The organism is Candidatus Pelagibacter sp. PS_31 (assembly GCF_059417865.1).
On the sequence record NZ_CM182069.1, the window covers coordinates 978,411 to 994,889 of the forward strand.

Consider the following 16,479-nt stretch of genomic DNA (forward strand, 5'->3'; position numbering starts at 1 on the left):
TTTATTCGCTTGAAAGAATTCTCTCATACTCTCTAAAATTAAGCTCACCAGATGCAATCATTCTTCTACCCATATCTTGCATCGTTCTAAATCCTTCCTTAATAGCTATTTCTCTTAATTCAGGAGTGGTTGCTTGTTTTAAAATAGCTTCTTTAATTGGTTTTGATACCACTAAGATTTCATAAACACCTTGTCGACCTTTGTATCCTGAGTCACTACATTTTGCACAACCTTTACCTTTGATGGCTTTTACTTTTGAAGCGTCTTCATCACTAAACCCCATATCTTTAAGAACCTTAGGATTAACATCATCATCAGGCACTCTACAATCTTTACAATTTTTTCTAGCTAGTCTTTGGGCTACAACAAGTTGGCAGGCAGCACTTATTAAATAATCTGGCGTTCCCATGTTTTGTAATCTAGTAATAGTACTTGGAGCGTCATTAGTGTGTAGAGTACTAAATACTAAGTGACCTGTAAGGGCAGCCTTTAATCCGATATCAACTGTTTCTTTATCCCTCATCTCACCAACTAGAATAATTTCAGGGTCTTGTCTTAAAAAAGATCTTAAAGCTTTAGCAAAAGTAAAACCGATATCATCTTTAATTTGTACTTGTCCTACACCATCTAATTCATATTCCACAGGATCTTCAGCTGTTAAAATATTTAAATGGGGCTTACTTACTTCTTTTAAAATACTATATAACGTTGTTGATTTCCCAGATCCTGTTGGTCCAGTTACCAAAATTAATCCCTGACTACCGTGAATTCCTTTTCTTAGACTTTCTAAATCTTGCTTTTCAAAATTTAATTGTTCAAGGGTAATATCTCCCGCGTCTTTGTTAAGAATACGCATAACAATTCTCTCATTATTTGCAGTAGGTAAAATTGATAAACGTAAGTCAACTACTTTATTACCAATTTTAAAATTAATAGCTCCATCTTGTGGTAATCTTCTTTCTGCAATATCTAATTTACCCATAATTTTAAATCGAGTAACTACTGCCCCGTAATTGTCATGCAGAAACTGTCTATAGGTTTCTTGTTCTTGAAGCATACCGTCTAATCGATATCTTACTCTTGAACTAAATCGGTAAGGCTCTATATGAATATCACTAACACCCATTTTAATTGCATCTGCTACCACCGCTGTACTAAATTTGATTACCTCTGACTCATTTTCAATTGCTTCAATATCTTCTTCTGGTTTATTGTCTAAAACTTCCCCTGCATCTCCTAAATCTGTTTCAAAAGTTTTTGTTTTTCTCCTATTCTCATTTCGAATTGACGCAATAGTTACTTCATCTGTTTCAGATGACAATCTCTCAATATATTCAGAAATATCACTTATTTTTGCAGCATGAAGTTCTATGTTTTTTTTTGTAATAGCTTTCAAATTTCGCATCAATCCCAATTTTGAACTATCTGGAATTGCCATGTGTAAAGTTTTTCCATCAATTTTAAATGGTGCTACAAAATTCATCTTAATATAGTTTGATGGTAAAACTGTTTTTACTTCTTCAGTAATTTCAACTGACTTTAGATCAATTATTTCTAGATTTTGTTCTTTAATTAATAAATCAATTATTTTTTTTTCATCAGTAAGCTTTAATTCAAATATTGCATCAATTTGAGATTTATTGTTTTCAGTGCTTACTTTTTTAATATCTATTAAATCTTTTCCAGAAATAATGTCATTATCAATTAAGACATTAACTAAATTAATTTCACTCTCTCTACTTATTTTAAACATTATAAAATTCTTGGAGCGATAAATACCAATAACTCGTTCATTGTATCAGAATTTGATTTTCCACTGAGTACTTTTCCTAGAATTGGTACTTTTGACGTTCCTGGAACACCTTGTCTATTATTTGCTACGTTATTTTTTTTAATACCACCAATTACAACTATATCTCCATCAGCTACTAATAATTTTGTATTTATCTCCATTTTATTTACACCTACTGATGCTGCATTTGCTCTATTTGGAGTATCATTGTTTACTTGAATTGAAAGCATGACGTTTCCATCACCTATGATATTAGGAGTTACTATCAATTTTAATGATGCATCAACTGGTTTATCTTCCCCTTCTCCACCATCAATATAAATTGTTTCACCCTGATTAATACTTGCTTGTTGATTATCTAATGTAAATAATTTTGGATTAGATACTGTTTTTGATAAGCCTTGAGCTTCTAAAAAATCAAGTTCAAGTTTTAAAACAGCAGAACCTGTTTTTTTCAATATTCCAATTCCACTTGTTGCAGCAGCTGACCCAAAATTTACTAAATTATCTGTTCCAGCACCGCTTGTAAAAGCACCTGTTGATTCAGATAATGCAGCCCCTGATCCTGATGCAGCTCCTACACTGCTACCTCCTTGTGTACCACCCATTCTTAAACTTTTTCTTGTATAAGCGGCTCCAAGTCTTTTTCCTAAACTTTGCTCAAATGTTGAAGTAGCTTCAACTATAAAAGCTTCTATTAAAACTTGTTTTGTTCTTTTATCAATTTCTCGAATAACTTTATCAACGATATCTAAATCTTTTTCTTTACCTCTAACAATAATTGATCTTGTGGTTGCTTCTTCCGTTACTTGTATTGGTATAAAATTCCCATTCGTTCCAACAGATGTAAATAATTCTGTGATTGTGGCTTTAGCTTCTGATGGGGTTATATAATAAAGTCTAAAAATTTCTGAAATAATTGGTTCTACTGAATCTTCTAATTCAACTTTTTTCTTAACTGCTGAAGCTCTCGCTGATTTATAACCTTCTTGTGACGTTAGATTAGCAGGAGTTGAAACTCTAATAATATTACTTGCTACATCTATGTCTGCTGCATAATTTTTTAAATCTAATAATGCATTAAATGCTTTATCCCATGGAACATTATCTAACTCTGCACTTATTGATCCTGCCACATCGTCACCTACTAAAATATTAATTTGACCAACTTCAGACATTAATTTCATTGCTTCTTTAAAATCTAAAGCTTGAAATTTAAAAGAAACATTTTGTTTTAAAGATTTGAAATCTTCCGAAATTAATAAATAATTTCTCTCTTTAACAGATGATATTTGTTTTCTTTTTTTAAGCTTTATGACATCACCTTCAGCAGGAGTTGGTCCCATTTCTACACTTTTTTCAACCTCTAGTTTTCCAGTTTTCTTGATATCAGTTTTTATTAGTGGGGTGTCGTGTTTAAAAGAACCAGTGTTTTTAGCAAATTTTTCAGCACAACCTGTTAAAAAAATAAATAAAAAAGGTAAAATTAAAAATAATATTTTGTTTTTAAATTTCATAATTATTTTGTTCTTTCTGTAATTTTATTATTAAAATTTATCACTAAGAGAGAGTTTTCATTTTTTTCAAAAACTGCTTCTCTATTATTTAATCCAACTAATTTTACTCCAGGGCTTAATTCTTCAAACCTAGCTAAAGTAATTATATTTCCACTTGAATTAATTAAAGATACGAACCCATCATCATTTGCAGAGGTCATTATCCCAACTAATTTAAACTTATATAAGCTCATTTCATTTTGTGCCTCTTCTGGATTACTTGATAAAATTGTATTACCACCAGTTAATGAACTATCTCCAGCAAAAGGATCGTTTAATGGAAGAGGCTCTTCATCTTTATCTTTAATTTCTGATGAAATATTCGATTGTGAATTTGCCTGTTTTTCTTTGATCTTTTTATTTATCTCTTTAGCTTTATCAATAATGTTTTGCTCTTTATCATGACTATCAGCCATGGAAACTTTTGATAGCAACATAAAAAACACTGAAATAATGATTATTTTAAAAAAATTCATTTGGTAACCCCACTATTGTTAACGTACCTTTTACTTTTATCGCTCCAGTTGTATTCCCTTTTACCACCTGAATAGACTCTTTGTCAAAGTTTAACATTTTGTTAGAAAGCGATAGAGCTCTTTTAAATTTTATGTAACCAATAAAATTACCATCAATTTCAAAATCAACAGGGATCAAATAATAGGCAATATTTGCAACATTTTTAACTTGGTTGTTTTTCTTTTTTTTCGTTTTTTTACCGTCTGCTTGGGCTAAGGCTTGTGCTTTTAATACTTCTTGAATTACCTTTTTTTCAATTCTAGTGATTACTAGATCATTTTGTCCGGCGTATTCACTTAATGTTTGATAAAGACCCTCTACTTCAGCTTTAGAATGAAACAAGCTAGAGTATTTTTCATAATCAGGCTTAAGTTTTTTAATTCTTGCTCTCATTGAATAAATTTCAGAAGTAAATTTTGCAGTTTCTTGTATTTTCAAATTCATGTCGTCCAATTTAGCTTTTCTAGACTCAACCATTGGATTTAAAATTGCGTAATAAATTATTAAGAAAAAAACAATTGCACCAAAGATTATTCCTATTTTTATAAGAGTTTTTTTATCAGCTAATTTTGTAATCTGATCCTTGATATCAGACATGTTAATATTTTTTAAATCTATATCCATTGCTATATTTTACCTGTTTTAATTTTTACAAACACTCTAAAACCTTTCATTGTAGCACCACCTACTGTAGATTTTGGTAATCGCATTGATGATAATGATGCTTGCTCAACCAATTTTTGATTTCCTAAATTTTCTATAAATTTCAAAATATCTTGATCACTTGCAGCTATTCCTTGAATAGTTAATCTTCTAGATCCATTAAATTCAACTTGATCAAATTTTACACGGTTTGGAACACTTGAGGCTACTTGAGCTAAAATTCTATAAGTTAATTCTTTATTTGATTTAAGTGTTCTACTTAATTTTAAAGACGTATTAATTACACTAAGTTCTTTTGAAACTATTTTTTTCTGTTTAATAATTTTAGCATGATCTATTTTTACAGTTTCATATTGTTTTAATTTATTATTATAGGAAACAATATTCCAAAAAGATAAACCAAATAATACCACATAAATTGCAACTACAGCAGCAGTAATACCCTTGAATGCAAAACCTGAAATTGCTTTCATCTTCTTTTGCTTCATTACATTTGATCTATCTGGAAGAAGATTTATATTTTTAACTGCAGTAACAAATTTATAATAACCAAAGACATCAAGTTTTCTAAAGGCTAAGCCAACAGAAGTAGATAGATAAGATCTATTTAACTTATTATCTAAAATTTGTTGATACTGACTTGGAATTTTTAATCCTTCTGTGGGATCAAAAGTGTTAAATCCAACATTCATTAAAATTTTTCTAAAACTTCCTAAATATTCATCGACATTTTTAATATCTGAAACAACTTTTATGTTTCGAATTCTCTTTTCATATTTAGTCTCAAAATCTTGAATTGCTTGCTTAACTTGAGTAACATATCTTCTAACTAATCCTTCTTTTTCTTCAGTATCTTGGGAATCTTGTAAAATTTTTCTATCTTGCCCTCTAATAAAAATATCAGTTATTATTGGGTTATTATTATAGAGGATCATTAAATAATTTTCATCTAATCCAAATTCTAAAACAGCAGTTAAATTGGCATCCTCAGTTTTATTTGTTATTTGATTAACTTGATCAACTGATGACTTTAAAGCAAAACATTTAACATCTATGATTACAGGATTTAAACCTGCATTTTTAATTATTGAAGTATAACTATTTATATCAGTTAATTTTGATGCAACGAATAAAATATCCATTGTATTTTCTTTATCATTTCTATTTATGACTTGATGAAAAATAGAATAATCTTCCAAACTATCTGTTAGTTGAACTAGGTTTTCCCACAATGAATTAGTTTCGATTGCTTTATTTAATTCATCTTCTTTCATTAAAGGTGCGGTGACTACTCTTATGATTGCACTAGTTACCGGAATAGCAATTGCTGCATTTGGTGAAGTTATTTTGTATTTTTGAATTGCTAATACTAATTCTTCTGAAAATTTATCCGCATTATCAATTGGAGTACTATCATCTGTAATGTCGACGGGGTGAATATGTAATTTTTCTAACACCCATTGATTAGCTTTGTTACTAGAAACTTGGACTATTCTTATTTCTTTATTTGCTAACTCAATACCAATTATTTCTTCGCCTTGAACACTAGATTTACCTAATTTGGATTTGAAAAAATTTTGTATTTTTGATTTATAATTTCCAACTTTAGAATTATTAAAAGATGATTTTTTTATATTTTTAGCAAAATCTGGTTTTTTAATTTTAATTTCCTTAATTTTTCCAAAAATATTTGATAATTTACTTTTTACCTGATCTTGGGTAGATATTTCTGAGTTTTCATTTAATGGAACACTTGAAGTTTGTGGTTGTGCTTCATTATTACTTTGATTGGTTGTTGAAATATCAATTTGTGAAGATTCACCCTCTTCTGGCTTAATATTTTCTTCAATTTTTAATTTTTTACTTTCTTCATGAAGATCATCAAACCATTTTTCCAAAATTGGTATTGCATCATCTAAATTTGTTGTTCCAGAAGATGAAATTTTTTGTTTACCATCAATATAAAGTCTACCTACCCAGTTTCTTGATTTAAGTTCACCTTTATATTTATCTTGCCTTACATATATATGTAGTCTTCCATCTTTTTTATGAATTACCTCATGCTCTTTTTTTTGTTCCTCATTATTAGTATTTGATGCACTTACATTTTGCTCAACAGATTCATCTTGAGATTGTAAAGTTTCTGAATTTTCAGTTAAATTATCATTTTCATTGGATTTTTCTGATTCATTATTATCAGTTTCTTGAGGATTTAAAGTATCAGTTGAATCGTTTTCAGATTGGTTTTCCTGATCACTCTTTAAAGTCTCTTCATCATTATTAGTATTTGATGCACTTACATTTTGCTCAACAGATTCATCTTGAGATTGTAAAGTTTCTGAATTTTCAGTTAAATTATCATTTTCATTGGATTTTTCTGATTCATTATTATCAGTTTCTTGAGGATTTAAAGTATCAGTTGAATCGTTTTCAGATTGGTTTTCCTGATCACTCTTTAAAGTCTCTTCATCATTATTAGTATTTGATGCACTTACATTTTGCTCAACAGATTCATCTTGAGATTGTAAAGTTTCTGAATTTTCAGTTAAATTATCATTTTCATTGGATTTTTCTGATTCATTATTATCAGTTTCTTGAGGATTTAAAGTATCAGTTGAATCGTTTTCAGATTGGTTTTCCTGATCACTCTTGAGAGTATCTTCCTCTTTATAATCAAATTTATCTTTATTATCTTCGTCCATAAAACTTATAAATAAAAATTAATATTTAAATTGTTAATTGATTCTCTAACACAAAATTAATAAAATTCTAACACAAGATTATAATCATTATGTTCAAAATGGGTTGAATTTAATAATGAAATACAAAATATTCAATTAAATCAACAGTTTATTAAAATCATTGAAAAAAATTAAATTTAAGATATTTTTTTCTAAATAATATTTTCTCTAACACATTTATCATAATTTTATCTTTTTATATTGTGTTAGAAATTTAATATTTTTTTCTATTTTTAAAAAATAAGTAAAATAGCTATTTTTTATTAAAACAACTTTTAATTGTTTTTTGTGTGAGAGAAAATTTTTTTTGTGTGAGAGAAAAATTTATTTGTGTTATAATTTTTTTAATTTTTTTTGTTTAGAATTATTCTAATATATTTTTTTTTCCTACATTAGAAATATTCCAAACTATTTTTTTTCTCTTTAGAAAGATTCTAATATATTTTTATTTTACTTTAGAAAGATTCTAATATATTTTTTGCAAATTTTAGAATTATTCTAATTTATAAAAAAAAAAATTATTTTTTTTCTCTAACACAAAAATTTTATTCTAACACATTTAAAAAAAAAAAAATTATTTCATTTTGTGTTAGAAAATTAACATAATATTCTTTTTTAAAAAAGTAAGCAAAATCAACGTTTTTAATATTATGAATATAAAACATAAAATGTGTTAGAGCTATATTTATTTTGTGTTATAATTATTAATATTATCATATTTTTAAAAAAGTCAATAAAATCAACATTTTTTATATTTTCAATAAATTTATTGATTTGTGTTAGAGATAATTTTAATTTTTATCCTATGTGTTAGAGATAATTTATATTTTTTATGCTGTGTGTTAGAGATAAATATGAATATTAACAAAAGCTCAAACAGCCTTACATCACTCATCCCTTTGGGATAATATATATAAATTTTAACATTGATCCATCAATTGTTGATTATTGCGGATGGCAATATTAGATTTTGATACAATTTATATTATGGTTAAAGCCTAAATCTGGGGACTAAACTCAAATTAACTAATTAAATCTGATTTGTGGCAAATTATGAGAGATTTCACTCTAAATTAGAGATTTGACTACCAGTATAGGATTTATAGCAAATTATGAGAGATTTCACTCTAAATTAGAGATTTGACTAGGATTGCAGGATTTATTTCTAATTATCAGATATTTGACCCAAAATTAGAATTATTACATGAAACTGGGGGTAATTACTCTAATTAACTGGAAACTATCCCATAAACATTTTTACTCTATCTTAAAGAGTGTAAATAAAAACATCTATCCATAATTATTAACCATCAACCGTTACAATTGTTAAATCATCCTTTTGTATTCGACCAGATTTAATTATATCCTCGATAATCTTGTTTAATCTTTCATGGTTTGGAATTTGTTGATACTTTTTTATATAATCTTTAAATCCTTCTGCCTCTAACATATTTCCTTTAGCATCTCTTATTTCCGTAATACCATCAGTAAAAATATACATTGAGCTGTTTGAAAAATTAATTTTAGTTTCTTTAAATTTAAACTTAGGAGCAATGCCTAAAGGAGGTCCTGCTTCTTCAAAATTAGAAAAGTTTCCATCTTTAGAATAAATTAACGGAGGTTCATGACCAGCGTTTGATAAAGTTAATTCTTTTTTGTTACTATCGTAAATTCCAACCAGCATTGTTACAAACATTCCTCTTGAAGTAGTTTCACAAATTTCTGTATTTAAAATATCTAAAAGACCTGCTGCAGAAAAATTTGTTTTACTTAAACATCTATAAAGACTAGATGCTTTAGACATTAGTAATGAAGATTTAATTCCTTTACCTGAAACATCTGCAACTCCAAATCCGTAAACTCCATTAGATAATTCTGAAAAATTATAAAAGTCTCCAGAAACAACTTTGGCAGGAATATTTATTCCAGCAATAGGAAAATTTTCTTTAATGTTTTGAGATAGTAATGTTTTTTGAATCTCTCCAACAATTTCTATTTCTTTTTCTATTCTATTTTTAACAATCAAATCTTTTGCCATCTTAGCATTTCTAATTGCTAATGCAGCAGGACCAGATAAAGTTTCTAAAAGTTTTCTATCGCTTTCTTCAAAAAGTTTGTTGTCTGTTTTTTTATTTAAACAATGAATAACACCAATACATTCATCTGAAACAATTAATGGTGAACATAAAACAGAATAAGTTGTAAAATTTGTTTTATTATCTAAATCAAAATAAAATTCTGCAATTTCTCTTACATCCTTTCTAACATCTCCAACTCTTATACATTGTTTCATGAGTGCTGCTTTTCCCATGACACCTTGAGTAATTGGAATTTCAAAATCTTCTAGATATGCTTGGTGTTTTGATGCAATACATTGAAAGTTTTGCTTATCATTATCTATTAAAAAAATGTTAGCAGCTTGAGCATTAATTCTTTTAATAATTAGCTCTAATGAAGTTTGTAGTGTTTCTTTTAAATCAAGAGTTTTAGCAAACTCCTGGCCCATTTTTGTAACCAATTCTAAGTCTTTAACGCTTGTATTGTCGACTTTTATTGTTTCTGTTTTTTTAGCACCAAAGAACATGTTATTTATAAATTGATATTCATTAAATTTTTGATAGTTTTGAGACTGATGGAACTCATTATTCATAGTCCTAACTTCTACTTACACCTTACAGACGCAATGATGCTTGTACAATATTGCATTGATGGTTTCATAGAACTGTCCTCCAAAATTAAATTATAAGTTGTGTTATATCTTATAGCATTTATCTTTGGAAGTATATGGGGCAGCTTTAGTAACGTTTGTATCCATAGAATTCCTGACGATATAAGCGTTGTAACAGGAAGATCCCACTGTCCATCCTGTAAAACCCTAATTAAATGGTACGATAACATTCCATTATTTTCATATTTGTTTTTAAGAGCAAAATGTAGAGGTTGTTCGGCTAAAATTAATATTAAATATTTTTTAGTAGAATTAATATCATCAATAAATTTTATAGTAATTTTTCATTTCTTTGGAGTTTCATTAACTACTCTTCTTTTTTTTATTTTAAGCATCTGTTTTGTGATTATTTTTTTTATTGATTTAAAACATTTCATAATTCCAAATGAGTTAACGTACCCTCTTATGATAATTGGTTTATTAAAATCATTTGATCCAAATTTAAATACCACTCTGTTTCCAAATTTAGTTAACTCTTTAATAGGTGGTTTGTTTGGTTACATAATCATTTGGTTAATAATTTTTACTTATAAAAAATTAAGAAACAAAGAAGGAATGGGTTTGGGTGATGCTAAATTACTTTCTGTAATTGGTTTTTGGTTTGGATGGGCTTCAATTCCTTTTGTAATATTTTTTTCATCTGTCATTGCACTTTTAAGTGTTGTTCCAGATATAATTAAAAATAAAAAAGATCTTTCGTCTCAAATACCTTTTGGTCCTTATTTAATTATAGGAAACTTAGTTTTTCTTATTTTTAATGAACAGATAAGATTATTTTTGAATTAAAAATATAACCCAGAGTGGTCGATTAACCATTAGAATTATTTTTTAAATTAATATAGATCAGTGTGTATGAAAAAATTTCTTTCCATAATAACCATATTCACTTTATCTTTTTATATATTGGTTGAATTTATAGGAGACAGATTAATTAAAAATATATTAGAAGATAATATTTCAAGTTCATTAAATAGAGAAGTATCAATTAAAAAATTAAGTATTGATTATTTAAGTGGTGAAGCTCGTGCAAATAACATTAAGATACTTAACAAAAAGTTTGATGGTAATTTAGCAGAAGTAGATTTTGTAAAAGTAAATTTAGATACATTCTCAATTTTTTCTAATGATATATTGATTAACGATGTTCAATTAAACAATATAAATTTAAATTATTATTTTAAATTTTCTGACAGAATTACTTCAGACAATCTAAGAAATCTTCAACAAGATCTTGAATTTAAAAATACCGAATCTCAATCAAGCAAATACTTTAATATTAAAAACCTAGATGCTAAAAATATTAATTTAGCCGTATTATCTTCTGATTTTGATTTTGAAAAAACCTTTTCAATTAATGATATGAATTTTAAAGATATTGGTAATACTAAGGATAGTAAAAACTACAAAGATATTTTAAAAAAAGTATTTAAAGACATGGTGGTTGATGTGCGAGAAAAAATAATGAGTAATAATTTATTAGACACTGTTAAAAATTTAGATATCAAGCAAATAGAGGATAAAGTAAAAGACAAATTAAAGAACAAACTGAAAGGTTTGATTAACTAAATGAATACTTTTTTATTTATCAACATTATTATTGCATCATTAAATATATTCATTTTAATTTATGCGTATTCTTTAAATTTTTTTCCAATCAAATGGAGAAGAAAAATAAAACAGGACTCAATTGTTGGTTTAGCAATTATATTTATAACTATGCTTGATATGTTTGTTTGGGTTCTATATTCCTATTTTAGGTTGTTTTCAGCTTCTTAAAGCCACTTGTGAGAGTGTGTTATAACTTGAATTAATATCCCGTATCTCTCCAACCACCTGTATTTGATAAAACCTCACCAGGAACAGCTATAACAGAATATAAAGTATCACTGTCTTCACTAGGCCCTGCAACGTTTGCGTATAGTTTATCACCAAATATTACTAATTCAGATAAAACCCCTTTTCTAATGAATGTACAGTTGCTTCCGTTTGCTTCCGCACCTTTAACAAGTTTATGTGAATTATTAGTTCCACATTCATCATCTGCTACACAAATATATGCATTTCCAATATTACATCGATTTGAACCTGGAGGTGGTTCATAAACTGGAAAATACACTTGTCCTTTAAATAAAGTTGGTGGGGCAGATGCTTTTCTGTGTGAATTATTATTACCTTGTGTATCTAAATGGATTACCCAGGCACTTTCTGCAGAGTCTGGACAAAGAGCACCATCGGTATCTCCTGTAACATCTGAACAAACAGTTGCATCATCAATCGATTTAGCGTTATCCGCTCCTTGATGAGCTGTGGATGTGAAAGCTTGATCATTAAATGAAGGAATAGTCACTCCATTTAAATGTTTAAAATAAGGATAATCAGAATCTCTAATTCCATATAAAATGTTATCCATATCACTATCTATATCTCCAAGTTTATTAAAGTCTCCAGTACCACCAAACAACCAAAAATCTTTTGTAGTAACTCCTATGCCTGCATCCATTGAGAAAAAAGTGTATCGTTTATTTGAAGTACTTGCTTTTAATCTAAATAATGTTGTTTGATCAAATAATTTAGCATCATTTTTTGTAGAGTCTGTTAAATTTATTTTAGTAATTTTTCCTTCTCTATCATTAATATAAACCATTGCTCCACGCCAAGGAATTCCAAATGCAGTATCAGGAGTGATCACAAGTGGAGAAGTTGGAACCGCATTATTAATATCACTACCGTTAGGTGTTGCAATCACATCATTTCCAATAACTACACCTTCTGGTGAAGTATCAACAATTGTGATTGGTCCACCGTTTTGATCTCCACCGTAAAGTTTTCCTGGCTCATCCATGTTGTCTAATTCAACCATAAACAAAGCAGAGCCCGCACATAAATTATTATTAGCCATTCCTGCACCCATAATTGCAACATATTTATCATTTGCTGGGTCTTCTCTCTCTCCTTCAATGTCAGATGGTAATCTTACAATTCTTGGTGTTGACCAAGTCTCACCTAATTTACTATAGTCAAAGAAAGGATCAATTCCAGAAGATGATGTACAAGAAGTTTGAATAAAAATATTATTTGTTAATCTTGTTTCATTATCACTGATACCTCCTGCATTTTGAATTTTATCTTCTGGGAAAGTAATTACAAATTGACCATTAACCATTTTTGCATCAGTAAACGCGACAGGTGCAAATTCACCGTCAACCAATTCTGTAACATTTAATCTATTTGGATCTATTGATTGATTATTTGGCGTATCAAAGAAAATATCATTAAAAGTAAATGTTTTTCCTATATAACAAGATGCAGTTCCATCAGTCCTAAAATTATTAGTTGCATCAGCATTTGACTGACAAGCAGCTATTGCATCTTGTTGAGTAGTTACTCCAGAGTCAAGTCCACCATCAGTATCAACAGCAGAATTTAAATTACTTTGTGCCTTTTCTGCTTCTTCTGAAAGGCTTAAGGAGGCTGAACTTGAGTAATATTCTTCTGATCTAACCTCTCCTTCATAATCCATAATATATACAACATTATTTATATAATCATTGTATACAGTGAACATGTGTAATGGTCCTGCACCATCTCTTACTAGTGGAGTGGTTACATCTAATACTGAGAAACCTGATCCACCACGACCAAAGGGTTGAAACAATATTGTATGCCAACTTGGTGATGCTTCAACATCGCCTTCAGGGGTTAGGCCCTTCATAAACACGTCGTGAACAATTGGCGAACCATCTACTCCGAATATCGCATTACTACCTCCTTGAAACCCATCAACTTTGCCATCAAGATTCGCATTTATTAATGTGGATAATTTTCCAACTAAGAATGGCGGAAGGAAAGCCCATTCTTCATTACCGGTTTCTGCACTAAATGCATGAAGCAATCCACTGTTAGAGCCCGCATACAAAACATCTCTTCTATTTTTTTGTTCAGATTTAAAGGCTTGGTAATTATTAATGGTTCTAAAGTATGCTTCCTGATTATTATCTGTAAATTGAGTATTTCCATCTGGTGCTCCAATTTCAATTAATTGAGAATGGTATATATCTCCTAACACATGTTCTCTTAACTCTGTAATGTTACAATCTCCATCATAATCAAAAAAATCTTGACCAGCTAAAAAACGCAGAAGTCCATCACGTTCATCATCTGTAGTATCATCTCCTCCACAATTAGAGGACGAAGAATGGTAATTCGAAAGTTCAAATCCTAATCTTGTCATCTCCCCTTCTAATAAAGATGCGGTAGTATCACTAACATTGTCCCAATTACCGATATAATCATAAGATGGATCTGAAAGTGGTGTCCAAATATTTCTGCTATCATTTGTACTTGGATCAAGTGGTCCTCCTGAAGATTGAGATCTTACTTGAACTGCCGCATCCCAATTTCCTGGCGCATTTGAATCATGCTCAACTGTTCCGTCAGCATTTAATGTTTTTCTTAAAATAGTCCCTTTCCATTCACCAAATTGCTCATAAGCGAATTGTGCTTGATATAATGAACCTCCTTGCTGAATAGTTGCTGTAATTGAAGGCGCAGTAAATGCTAAACGCTCAGCTAAAATTTGTCTAATCTTCTGTTGAAGTTCTGTCTTAAGTGCTTGAGGAGTTTTAGCAACAATAGTTGGTTCACAATCTTCACTACCAGCAGTGTCGCAAGAGCCCTTCAAAGCTAATGCATCAAAATATGCCATACCCTGTGAATAAATTCCATCTCCATAAGCAACCATCAAACTTTTAATACCTAAATCATTTCTTAATCTTGTGATTCTATTGGCAGCTTCTCCTCTTTGTCCAAGTACTCCCGAACCACCTGTAAACATTCCATCCCCAATTATAATTACATAATTTAATTGACAATCAGAATCTGGATCATGTGGAGAAACATTATCATCATAAAAATAATCGTGAGCCAATTGGGACCAAGCATTAGCGTCTGTTCTTCCATCAACATTTAAGTTCCCAAGATATTGGATGGCATTTGCTGCACCTTCAGGGCCAATTCCAACCTGTAAACAAGCATCTTTATCACAAATTCTGCTTCTACCAGCTGGATGATTACCTTGCCATCCACCATAATATTGACCACCACCACTATATCCATTCCAATAACCAAAACCAAAATTTGCACCGCTTGTCAAAGTGGTGTCGGTAAAAATTGCAGTAATTGCTTCTTGTGCACCTTGTAACCTTGTTTTTTGTGGGCCTCCATATTGGATTTGCCATGCACTATCTTTTCCTACAGCAGTAAAACTACTTTCAGTTAGCTCATCAACATAGCCATTATGACTAAAAATCAGTCTTCCACTTGAAACTTGTAAGCCACTTATATTATCTGTAACCCTAATATCATCAGCATCTAAATTACCTGCAGTTGCTGTATTTGATAATGCACTACTCGTACCAGCTGATGCAGTAACTCTGCAACTAGTATTTGAAGTCCATTCTACTCTATGAACTTTTCTAGAGTTCAAATAACCTCCCGTATAAAACACATTATCAGAGCTGCTTGAAAAATCCCAAGTAGCAAAATAACCAATACTACTTCCGTTACCTTTACAATATCTATAACTACGACTATTTGAAGTATTGCTACTATCTATTACTCTTTGTCCATTACTTATTTTAGTATTATAACCCCATAAGTGTCCATTAGCAGATACATAAATTTTAGTTGTATCACTACTTAATCTAATCCTATATCCATTGTATAATTTTCCATATGCATCGGATGACTTTTTACCTTTCCCCTGAACTTGTGCACAATCACCATCAGTAATATTACAAGTTAATTGGTAGGCACCTTTTTTCATCCCTCCTTTACCAAAAGCTGCCAAAATAAGATCTCCATCTGAATTTGTACCTGTGTCTAAGCCTAATATTTGATTAGAGCTAGTAGGAGTTATAGCAAGTCTACATCTATATTGATCGTCAAGAGCAATTATAGCTGCTGCCCCACTTTTATTATATTGAGCAACAAATATTAAATTTTCATTAGAAATATTCGTCCCTGCAACACTAACACCTGCATGATATCTTACATCGGTGTATTGCATTGTACTGCTAATAGGGTGTTGCCTAGTTTGTGAGCCATCTCTAATACGATAATCACAACGTTGATCAGTTGTATTGCTAGCCCACCATCTATCGACTGTATAACTTCCATCCGATTGATTTGTGCCTGTGATATTAAGTTTTTGACCTCCGCTATCAAAAAGTATTAGTCCGCCTTTATTACTGTCAGCAGATGCTAAAACTCTATTTCCATTTCCATCAATAGTAAATGAATGTTGTTTAGGTATTGCAAATCCTATTCTATTTTTCATACTCTTTGAATTATCTAATAGAATTAAAATATTAGCAGGAACATCACCTTCACCAGATCCTGGCGGTAATGGTTTTGCATAAGTTAATTGATTAAAATTTAAAACTAGGATTAAAAGAATAAAAATTTGAAATAATCTTTTCATAA

At 29.6% G+C, this 16,479-nt stretch carries 10 protein-coding genes; 3 read left to right on the top strand and 7 right to left on the bottom strand.

Features of this window, described 5'->3' with window-relative positions; translation table 11 throughout:
- Position 1 precedes the first annotated feature (1 nt).
- The 6 genes from AC5SLN_RS05195 to AC5SLN_RS05220 all read right to left on the bottom strand — a co-directional run bounded on the left by AC5SLN_RS05195 (position 2) and on the right by AC5SLN_RS05220 (position 9,918).
- A complete protein-coding gene (locus AC5SLN_RS05195; RefSeq protein ID WP_018414358.1) occupies positions 2-1,753 on the bottom strand; it encodes a GspE/PulE family protein in 1,752 nt (583 codons plus the stop codon).
- Complete coding sequence (locus tag AC5SLN_RS05200) at positions 1,753-3,309, bottom strand: secretin GspD/PilQ domain-containing protein (RefSeq protein WP_018414359.1); 1,557 nt, start codon at positions 3,307-3,309, stop codon at positions 1,753-1,755. The genes AC5SLN_RS05195 and AC5SLN_RS05200 overlap by 1 nt, the downstream gene beginning before the upstream one ends.
- Before the next feature lie 2 nt (positions 3,310-3,311).
- Positions 3,312-3,824 carry a pilus assembly protein PilP gene (locus AC5SLN_RS05205; RefSeq protein ID WP_494593090.1) on the bottom strand — a complete coding sequence of 171 codons (513 nt, stop codon included), beginning with the start codon at positions 3,822-3,824 and terminating at the stop codon, positions 3,312-3,314.
- Positions 3,811-4,488, bottom strand: a complete 678-nt coding sequence (locus tag AC5SLN_RS05210; RefSeq protein ID WP_006997846.1) for a hypothetical protein — start codon at positions 4,486-4,488, stop codon at positions 3,811-3,813. The genes AC5SLN_RS05205 and AC5SLN_RS05210 overlap by 14 nt, the downstream gene beginning before the upstream one ends.
- A 2-nt stretch (positions 4,489-4,490) precedes the next feature.
- A complete protein-coding gene (gene pilM, locus AC5SLN_RS05215; protein ID WP_494593092.1) occupies positions 4,491-7,229 on the bottom strand; it encodes a pilus assembly protein PilM in 2,739 nt (912 codons plus the stop codon).
- Positions 7,230-8,571: 1,342 nt separating this feature from the next.
- Complete coding sequence (locus AC5SLN_RS05220) at positions 8,572-9,918, bottom strand: GAF domain-containing SpoIIE family protein phosphatase (protein WP_018413512.1); 1,347 nt, start codon at positions 9,916-9,918, stop codon at positions 8,572-8,574.
- 99 nt (positions 9,919-10,017) lie between these two features.
- On the opposite strand from AC5SLN_RS05220, the gene AC5SLN_RS05225 reads away from it, so the two are divergent.
- The 3 genes from AC5SLN_RS05225 to AC5SLN_RS05235 all read left to right on the top strand — a co-directional run bounded on the left by AC5SLN_RS05225 (position 10,018) and on the right by AC5SLN_RS05235 (position 11,772).
- Complete coding sequence (locus tag AC5SLN_RS05225) at positions 10,018-10,782, top strand: A24 family peptidase (RefSeq protein ID WP_018413513.1); 765 nt, start codon at positions 10,018-10,020, stop codon at positions 10,780-10,782.
- A 66-nt stretch (positions 10,783-10,848) separates the two neighbouring features.
- On the top strand, positions 10,849-11,562 hold the full coding sequence (locus AC5SLN_RS05230) for a hypothetical protein (protein ID WP_018413514.1): 714 nt from the start codon (positions 10,849-10,851) through the stop codon (positions 11,560-11,562).
- Complete coding sequence (locus tag AC5SLN_RS05235) at positions 11,563-11,772, top strand: hypothetical protein (protein ID WP_018413515.1); 210 nt, start codon at positions 11,563-11,565, stop codon at positions 11,770-11,772.
- A 31-nt stretch (positions 11,773-11,803) separates the two neighbouring features.
- Here AC5SLN_RS05235 and AC5SLN_RS05240 read toward each other — a convergent pair whose 3' ends face one another.
- On the bottom strand, positions 11,804-16,477 hold the full coding sequence (locus AC5SLN_RS05240; RefSeq protein WP_494593095.1) for a PilC/PilY family type IV pilus protein: 4,674 nt from the start codon (positions 16,475-16,477) through the stop codon (positions 11,804-11,806).
- Positions 16,478-16,479 lie beyond the last annotated feature (2 nt).

What these genes read in the sequence shown, in the direction of transcription:
- AC5SLN_RS05195 (WP_018414358.1), bottom strand. Translation starts at nt 1,753, where the DNA reads ATGTTTAAAATAAGTAGAGAGAGTGAAATTAATTTAGTTAATGTCTTA.
- AC5SLN_RS05200 (WP_018414359.1), bottom strand. Translation starts at nt 3,309, where the DNA reads ATGAAATTTAAAAACAAAATATTATTTTTAATTTTACCTTTTTTATTT.
- AC5SLN_RS05205 (WP_494593090.1), bottom strand. Translation starts at nt 3,824, where the DNA reads ATGAATTTTTTTAAAATAATCATTATTTCAGTGTTTTTTATGTTGCTA.
- AC5SLN_RS05210 (WP_006997846.1), bottom strand. Translation starts at nt 4,488, where the DNA reads ATGGATATAGATTTAAAAAATATTAACATGTCTGATATCAAGGATCAG.
- pilM (WP_494593092.1), bottom strand. Translation starts at nt 7,229, where the DNA reads ATGGACGAAGATAATAAAGATAAATTTGATTATAAAGAGGAAGATACT.
- AC5SLN_RS05220 (WP_018413512.1), bottom strand. Translation starts at nt 9,918, where the DNA reads ATGAATAATGAGTTCCATCAGTCTCAAAACTATCAAAAATTTAATGAA.
- AC5SLN_RS05230 (WP_018413514.1), top strand. Translation starts at nt 10,849, where the DNA reads ATGAAAAAATTTCTTTCCATAATAACCATATTCACTTTATCTTTTTAT.
- AC5SLN_RS05235 (WP_018413515.1), top strand. Translation starts at nt 11,563, where the DNA reads ATGAATACTTTTTTATTTATCAACATTATTATTGCATCATTAAATATA.
- AC5SLN_RS05240 (WP_494593095.1), bottom strand. Translation starts at nt 16,477, where the DNA reads ATGAAAAGATTATTTCAAATTTTTATTCTTTTAATCCTAGTTTTAAAT.